The organism is Actinomycetospora sp., assembly GCF_036497245.1.
In the GTDB taxonomy this organism is placed as follows: Bacteria; Actinomycetota; Actinomycetes; order Mycobacteriales; family Pseudonocardiaceae; genus Actinomycetospora.
The window spans coordinates 1-7,377 of record NZ_DASXJS010000139.1; the positions used below are offsets into that span (position 1 = coordinate 1).

6 protein-coding genes are annotated in these 7,377 nt (G+C 73.8%); 5 read left to right on the top strand and 1 reads right to left on the bottom strand.

What is annotated here, in order from left to right; all coding sequences use genetic code 11:
• Nucleotides 1-133: 133 nt before the first annotated feature.
• From VGI02_RS14695 to VGI02_RS14710, 4 genes are all read left to right on the top strand, one after another.
• Nucleotides 134-346 carry a DUF4244 domain-containing protein gene (locus tag VGI02_RS14695; protein ID WP_331628137.1) on the top strand — a complete coding sequence of 71 codons (213 nt, stop codon included), beginning with the start codon at nucleotides 134-136 and terminating at the stop codon, nucleotides 344-346.
• Between the two features lie 41 nt (nucleotides 347-387).
• Nucleotides 388-816 carry a TadE family type IV pilus minor pilin gene (locus VGI02_RS14700; RefSeq protein WP_331628138.1) on the top strand — a complete coding sequence of 143 codons (429 nt, stop codon included), beginning with the start codon at nucleotides 388-390 and terminating at the stop codon, nucleotides 814-816.
• Nucleotides 813-1,193, top strand: coding sequence for an Rv3654c family TadE-like protein (locus VGI02_RS14705; RefSeq protein ID WP_331628139.1), 381 nt, complete (start codon nucleotides 813-815; stop codon nucleotides 1,191-1,193). Before VGI02_RS14700 ends, VGI02_RS14705 begins: the two co-directional genes overlap by 4 nt.
• A gap of 276 nt (nucleotides 1,194-1,469) precedes the next feature.
• Entirely contained in the window at nucleotides 1,470-2,117 is a 648-nt protein-coding gene (locus VGI02_RS14710; protein ID WP_331628140.1) for a bifunctional DNA primase/polymerase, read from the top strand.
• A 342-nt stretch (nucleotides 2,118-2,459) separates the two neighbouring features.
• Here VGI02_RS14710 and sftH read toward each other — a convergent pair whose 3' ends face one another.
• Nucleotides 2,460-4,814 (bottom strand): DNA 3'-5' helicase SftH, encoded by a 2,355-nt coding sequence (sftH, locus tag VGI02_RS14715; protein ID WP_331628143.1) that lies wholly within the window; start codon nucleotides 4,812-4,814, stop codon nucleotides 2,460-2,462.
• A 363-nt stretch (nucleotides 4,815-5,177) separates the two neighbouring features.
• Here sftH and VGI02_RS14720 point away from each other — a divergent pair.
• Nucleotides 5,178-7,377, top strand: a 2,200-nt coding sequence (locus tag VGI02_RS14720) for a sodium-translocating pyrophosphatase (protein ID WP_331628141.1), incomplete at its 3' end; no start/stop codon positions are given.

Consider the following 7,377-nt stretch of genomic DNA (forward strand, 5'->3'; position numbering starts at 1 on the left):
GCTCGGTCTGTGCTTCCTGCCGGCCTTCCTGGCGCTGGGGATCGCCCCGGTCGTCATCGGGCTGGCCGCCCCGCTGCTGGAGCGGACATGACCACCGCGACCCACCCCGGGCGCGGGACGAGAGGAGACGACGATGGAGAACCCGACGACGGTCGTGGCGCTGCTGATCGCCCGGCTGGCGGGTGTGGCCCGCGACGACCGGGGGATGTCGACGGTCGAGTACGCGATCGGACTGATCGCCGCGGCGGCGTTCGCAGGCCTGCTGTTCGTGATCATCAATGCGCCGGCCGTGATGGGGGCGCTGACCGGACTCATCCAGCGCTCGCTCACCCCGACGGGCGGCTGAACGACCGATCGGGGCGGCGGGGCCCCGGGGACGACCGCGGGATGGTGACGGTCGAGGCGGCCATCGCGATCGGGAGCCTCGTGGCCGTGCTCGCGGTGGTGCTCGCGGCCGTGGGGGCCGTCATCGCCCAGATCCGCTGCGTGGACGCCGCGGGCGAGGCGGCCCGGCGCGCATCCCGCGACGACACGGTGGGCGCGGAGGCGCTCGCGCGGGACCTCCCGGCGGGCACGGAGGTCCGCGTCGAGCCGGAGGGTGCCCTCGTCCGGGTGCTGGTGCGGGTGCCGCCGCTGGGCGGTGCACTCCCCGGGCTGCGGGTCTCCGCGGAGGCCGTGGCCGCTCGTGAGCCCGCCGTCGCCGCTCCCACCGGTGCCGCCGACGACGGGGCCCCCGATGGGGGGCGGGACGACGGGGCGCCCGACATCCCCGCGCCCGACCCGACCCCGCCCGTCGCCGAGACGGTGCCGCCGTGACCGCCTCTCGCGTCCGGTCCCGGTGGCGCGACGACCGCGGGGTCGCCACCGTGATCGCCGCGGGCGCGATCGGTGTCGTGGGCCTCCTGCTCGGCGCGCTCGTCGTCCTGGGCGCCGTGGTGGCGACGAGGCATCGGGCCGCGAACGCCGCGGACCTCGCTGCCCTCGCCGGTGCGGCGGAGTCGGTGCGGGGCCGCGAGGCCGGGTGCGACCGCGCTCGGGAGCTCGCCGAGCGGAACGGCGGCCGACTGGTCGCGTGCACGTGGTCCGGCTGGAATCTGCAGGTCGACGTGGCCCGGAGCTGCGGATGTCTTCCCGTGGCGGACACGACCACGGTCCGCGTCCGGGCAGGCCCTGTGGTGAAGATCATGGGGTGAATCGCCGAGGTCGCGGTCACCGATCGTCACTAGACCGTGCCTTCGCCGGACGAGCGGGCCGGGACTCCCGCTGAGCGGCGACACGGTTGGTGCAGTCGGGACGAGTGGTGCGTCAGACGCCTTCCGGGGGCGCGCTCGCCCGTTCAACGGCGCCGGGGATGGCGCTCGGCGTTCTACCCCCGCCGATGGGCGACGACGGGTGGAAATCGTGCGGCAACGCCCCGTTACTAGGGAAGGAACACCGCACGGGGTGGACCAATATCGGGAGGACCCGCAATGCAGTGGTGGGACAGCTACCGCGCCGTCTACGGCACCGAGCTCCGCGCTGAAGCGATGGTGCTCGCCGACCACGGCTGGGCGGTCGTTCCCGGCACCTTCCCGCAAGGTGACGTCTGGACCGGGTGCAGCGACGCCCCTCAGGTCGGCCCGGCTCCCGTCCTCGACGACTGGGCAGTGACCGCGACGACGGACGTCGGCCAGATCGCCGAGTGGTGGTCCGGTCTGCCCTACTCGATCCTGCTGCCCACCGGGCTCACCTTCGACGTGATCGAGGTGCCCGCCAGCGTCGGCCGCCGTGCCGCGGCGGCGCTGCGGGCGGTCGGGGTGCCGGTGCCGATCGCCGCCACACCGACCGGGGAGTGGCTGTTCCCGGTGCTGCCGGGCGAGCCGCTGCGTCCGGACCTCGCGGGCCGGCCGGGGATGTCGCTGCACGGTCGGGGCAGCTTCCTCGCCGCGCCGCCCTCGACGTTCCCCCAGGGCTCCAACCACTGGCGGGTCCGCCCCGCCGCGTGCGGCTGGCGCCTGCCCGACCCGTACAGCGTCCAGGACGCGATGGCCGAGGCCGTCCGCGAGCGTCCGCAGCGCGGGCTGGGCGGGAGCTCCACCTACCGCCTGGCGACGGTCGCCACCGGTATCCGGTCCTAGGGACCACCACCCGGGCGCACCCGGGACCACCACAACTCCAGACTCGGGTCGGCCAGGACCGCCGACGACGTCCCCGGGCAGCGCGCCCCACCGCAGCGCTCGGAGACGCCTCCGGTCCGGCCCACCCCGGCGGTGGGCGCGACGAACGCGCCCGTGACCATTCCGGAGCGCGCGATCGCGCCCACCGCCGCCCGAGACAGCGCCGCAGGGCGGGTCGAGAACCCTCCCCGCCCTGCGGCGTGACGCACATCCCCGCGGGCCGGGAGCCCCGAACCCCGGCCCGCGGCGGACCCCAGCCGCGGTTCGCGGCCCCGACGGCCCACTCACGGGCCGACCCGAGGGTCAGCCCGGCAGCCGCGCCAGCACCGCGGTGAGCACGGCGACCGCGCCCGCCTTGTCCAGCGGGTCGTTCCCGTTCCCGCACTTCGGCGACTGGACGCAGGACGGGCAGCCCGAGGGGCACTCGCAGCCCGCGATCGCGTCGCGCGTCGCCGTCAGCCACGTCCGCATCGCCTCGTGGCCGCGGTCGGCGAACCCGGCGCCGCCGGGATGCCCGTCGTGGACGAAGACCGTGGGCCGGCCGGTGTCGGGGTGCAGCGCCGTCGAGACACCGCCGATGTCCCAGCGGTCGCAGGTCGCGACGAGCGGCATGAGCCCGATCGCGGCGTGCTCGGCGGCGTGCAGGGAGCCGGGCACCCGCGGGGGCACGATCCCGACGCCCTCGAGCAGCGACTCCGAGAGCGTGTACCAGACCGCGCGGGTCGCGAGCGTGCGCGCCGGGAGATCCAGCGGCACCTGCTCGAGGACCCGCCCCGAGGGCAACTTCCGCAGGTAGCCGACCACCTGCTCGGTCACCTCCACGGTGCCGAGGCACACCTGGAGCTCCGGGCCGTCGTCGCCGACCGCGCCGAACGACTCGCAGTGCTCGGTCTCGACCACCTCGATGTCGGTGACCGACCGGGACTGCGTCGTCCACTCCGGTTCCTCGGCGTGGACGTGGGCGAGGCTCTCGTCGAGGTCCAGCGAGTCCACGACGTAGCTCTGGCCCTGGTGCAGGTGCACCGCGCCCTCGTGGACGGTGGACGGAGCCGCGCCCGGGTCGACCGTGCCCAGCATCCGTCCGGTGCCGGACTCCACGATGACCACCTGCTCGCCGCCCGAGCCGCGGATGTCCACCCCGGCGTGCGGCCGCTCGGTGGGCAGCGCCCAGAACCAGCCGCCCCGACGACGGCGCACCAGACCCTCGGCGGCCAGGTCGTCCAGCGCGCGCACCGCGACCTCGCCGCCGAACACCTCCTCGACGTCCGCCGCGGTCAGGGGCAGCTCCGCCGCCGCACACGCGAGGTGCGGCGCGAGGACGTACGGATTCGACGGGTCGAGCACGCAGCGCTCCAGCGGCGCACCGAGCACGGCCTCCGGGTGGTGCACGAGGAACGTGTCGAGCGGGTCGTCGCGCGCCACCAGCAGCACGAGCGCGTCGTCCCCGGAGCGCCCGGCGCGGCCCGCCTGCTGCCAGAACGACGCGCGCGTCCCCGGGAACCCGGCGACCACCACCGCGTCGAGGCCGGCGACGTCGATCCCGAGCTCCAGCGCGTTCGTCGTCGCGACCCCGCGCAGCGCCCCGCTCATCAGCGCCGCCTCGAGCTCGCGGCGCTCCTCGGGCAGGAACCCCGCCCGGTAGGCCGCGACCTGGCGCGCCAGCTCCGGGTCGATCTCGCCGAGCACCCGCCGGGCGCCCAGCGCGGTGAGCTCCGCGCCGCGTCGCGAGCGCACGAACGCCAGCGACCGCGCCCCCTCGACGACGAGGTCGGCGAGGATCCGGGACGTCTCCGCCCCGGCCGAGCGCCGCACCGGGGCTCCGTTCTCACCCGTGACCTCCTCGAGCAGCGGGGGCTCCCACAGCCCGACCGCGCGGCGGCCGCGCGGCGAGGCGTCGTCGGTGACCTCGACGACGTCCAGACCGGTGAGCGCGGACGCCGAGACCCCCGGCTCGGACATCGTCGCCGAGGCCAGCACGAACGTCGGGTGGGCGCCGTAGCGCGCGCAGATCCGTCGCAGCCGGCGCAGCAGCAGGGCCACGTGCGAGCCGAACACCCCGCGGTAGGCGTGCGCCTCGTCGACCACGACGTAGCGCAGCCGGCGCAGGAACGTCGTCCAGCGGCCATGCCGCGGCAGGATCCCGCGATGGAGCATGTCCGGGTTGGTGAACAGCCAGCGTGCCGAGCGCCGCACCGCGTCCCGTTCCGAGTACGGGGTGTCGCCGTCGTAGGCCGAGGCCCGCAGCCCGTCCGGGCCGCCCGGGTCGAGCGCGCGGGCCGCGCGCAGCTGGTCGGCCCCCAGCGCCTTGGTCGGTGAGAGATAGAGCGCCGTGGCGTTCGGCTCCGAGGACAGCGCCGCCACCACGGGCAGCTGGTAGGCCAGCGACTTCCCCGACGCCGTGCCGGTGGAGACGACGACGTGTCGCCCGGCCCACGCATGGTCCGCCGCGACCGCCTGGTGCTCCCACGGCGAGGGCACCCCGCGCGCGGCGAGCCGGTCGCGGAGCTCGTCGGGCACCCACTCCGGCCAGGACGCCCGTCGTCCCTCACGGGCGGGGACGACCTCGGCGTGGGTCAGCGGGTCCTCGCCCTGCGGCGTGCCGGCGAGGACCCGGCGCAGGAGCTCGCTGCCGTGCCCGGCGTCGTCGGGGACGCGCAGCGCCCGGGCGATCGCACCGACACCGCCGCTGCTCCCACCGTCCCCGTCGTCCGGGCCCACGCTCCCGCGGACGGGGCCGTCCGCGTCGTCGACCAGCCCGCCCGCCTCCGTCGTCACGCCGCCTCCTCCCCGAGAAGGCCGACATTCGCACATGCCACCGACGGCCTGCTCGGCGCCATCTCCCACGCGAAAGACGCACACGTCACAACGGGATCGGGAACCGGGCCGTCACGGGCTTCGCACCACCCCCATACACTGCGTCCCCTGTCATCCCGCGCCACTCGCGCGTGGTGACGATCACTGCGCGCCGAGGACGCCGCGAGGCCTCCCGACGTCGCCAATCCGATCCAACCGGGAGGCTGGATGCAAGCGTCCGTCCTCGCTCAGGGAGTCGAGTTCTCCTCGAGCGAATACGTCGTCGTGGGCGTGGTGGCGGTGATCGCGCTCGTCGCCCTCGCCATCGGCATGTTCCTGCGTCAGCAGGTCCTCGCTGCCGACGAGGGCACGCAGAACATGCGCGACATCGGCAAGGCCGTCCAGGAAGGCGCCAACGCCTTCCTGCAGCGGCAGTTCCGCACCCTCGCGCCGTTCATCGTGATCGTGTTCCTGGTGCTCCTCGCGCTGCCCGCCGACAACTGGGGCGAGCGCATCGCGCGCTCGATCGCCTTCGTGTTCGGCGCGCTGTTCTCGATGAGCATCGGTGGCCTGGGCATGAACCTGGCGACCAAGGCGAACATCCGCGTCGCCGCGGCGTCGACCAAGCCCGGCGGCCGCGACGAGGGCGCCCGGATCGCGTTCCGTACCGGCGGCGTCGTCGGCATGGCCACGGTCGGCCTGGGTCTGCTCGGCGCCTCCGTCGTCGTGCTGATCTTCGTCGAGAACGCGCCGAAGGTCCTCGAGGGCTTCGGTCTGGGCGCGGCGCTGCTCGCCATGTTCATGCGTGTCGGCGGCGGCATCTTCACCAAGGCCGCCGACGTGGGCGCCGACCTGGTCGGCAAGGTCGAGCAGGGCATCCCCGAGGACGACCCCCGCAACGCGGCGACCATCGCCGACAACGTGGGAGACAACGTCGGCGACTGTGCCGGCATGGCGGCCGACCTCTTCGAGTCCTACGCGGTCATGCTGGTCGCGGCGCTGATCCTGGGCTCGGTCGCCTTCGGCACCCTCGGCCTGACCTACCCGCTGATCGTTCCGGCGATCGGCGTCCTCACGGCGATCGTCGGCGTGTTCATCACCCGCACCCGTGAGGGCGAGAACGCGCTCAAGGCGATCAACCGCAGCTTCTACATCTCGGCAGGCATCTCGCTGGTGCTGACGGTGATCGCGGCGTTCCTCTACCTGCCGACCAGCTTCACCGAGCTGCCCGGCGTGAACGCGGCCTCCGTCGGCGACCTCGTCGCGGCGGGCAACCCGGCGCTCATCGCGGCGATCGCGGTGGCCATCGGCATCGTGCTGGCGATCATCATCCTCGCCCTGACCGGTTACTACACCGGCACCGAGGACCAGCCCGTCAAGGACGTCGGCACCTCGTCGCTCACCGGCGCCGCGACCGTCATCCTCGCCGGCATCTCCGTCGGGTTCGAGTCGGCCGTCTACACGGCGATCGTCATCGGCGCCGCGGTCTACGGCGCGTTCCTGCTGTCCGGCTCGGTCATCGTCGCGCTGTTCGCGGTCGCCATGGCCGGTACCGGTCTGCTGACCACGGTCGGCGTCATCGTCGCCATGGACACCTTCGGTCCGGTGTCGGACAACGCCCAGGGCATCGCCGAGATGTCGGGCGACGTCGACGAGAAGGCCGCCGTCATCCTCACCGAGCTCGACGCGGTGGGGAACACGACCAAGGCCATCACCAAGGGCATCGCGATCGCGACGGCCGTGCTCGCCGCGACCGCACTGTTCGGCTCGTACAACGACGCGATCCGGCAGGCCTACGAGTCGGTCGGCAGCCAGCTGTCGAACGACATCTACAACATCACCAGCCCGAACACGCTGGTCGGTGTCGTGCTCGGCGCGGCGGTCGTGTTCATGTTCTCGGGTCTCGCGATCAACGCGGTGTCCCGGGCGGCAGGCGCGGTCGTCTACGAGGTGCGTCGCCAGTTCAACTCGATCCCCGGGATCATGGAGTACAAGGCAGGGGGACCGGAGGCCGGTCGTCCCGAGTACGGCCGCGTCGTCGACCTCTGCACGCGGGACGCGCTGCGGGAGCTGGCGACGCCGGGTCTGCTCGCGATCCTCGCCCCGATCGCCGTCGGCTTCGGCCTCGGCGTCGGTCCGCTCGCCGGCTACCTCGGCGGTGCGATCGCCGCGGGCACGCTCATGGCGGTGTTCCTCGCGAACTCCGGCGGTGCGTGGGACAACGCGAAGAAGCTGGTCGAGGACGGCAACCACGGTGGCAAGGGGTCGGACGCCCACGAGGCGACGATCATCGGTGACACCGTCGGTGACCCGTTCAAGGACACCGCCGGCCCGTCGATCAACCCGCTGATCAAGGTCATGAACCTGGTCTCGGTGCTGATCGCCCCGGCCGTCGTCGCGCTGTCCATCGGCCCGAGCGCCAACCCGG

What these genes read in the sequence shown, in the direction of transcription:
- VGI02_RS14695 (WP_331628137.1), top strand. Translation starts at nt 134, where the DNA reads ATGGAGAACCCGACGACGGTCGTGGCGCTGCTGATCGCCCGGCTGGCG.
- VGI02_RS14710 (WP_331628140.1), top strand. Translation starts at nt 1,470, where the DNA reads ATGCAGTGGTGGGACAGCTACCGCGCCGTCTACGGCACCGAGCTCCGC.
- VGI02_RS14700 (WP_331628138.1), top strand. Translation starts at nt 388, where the DNA reads ATGGTGACGGTCGAGGCGGCCATCGCGATCGGGAGCCTCGTGGCCGTG.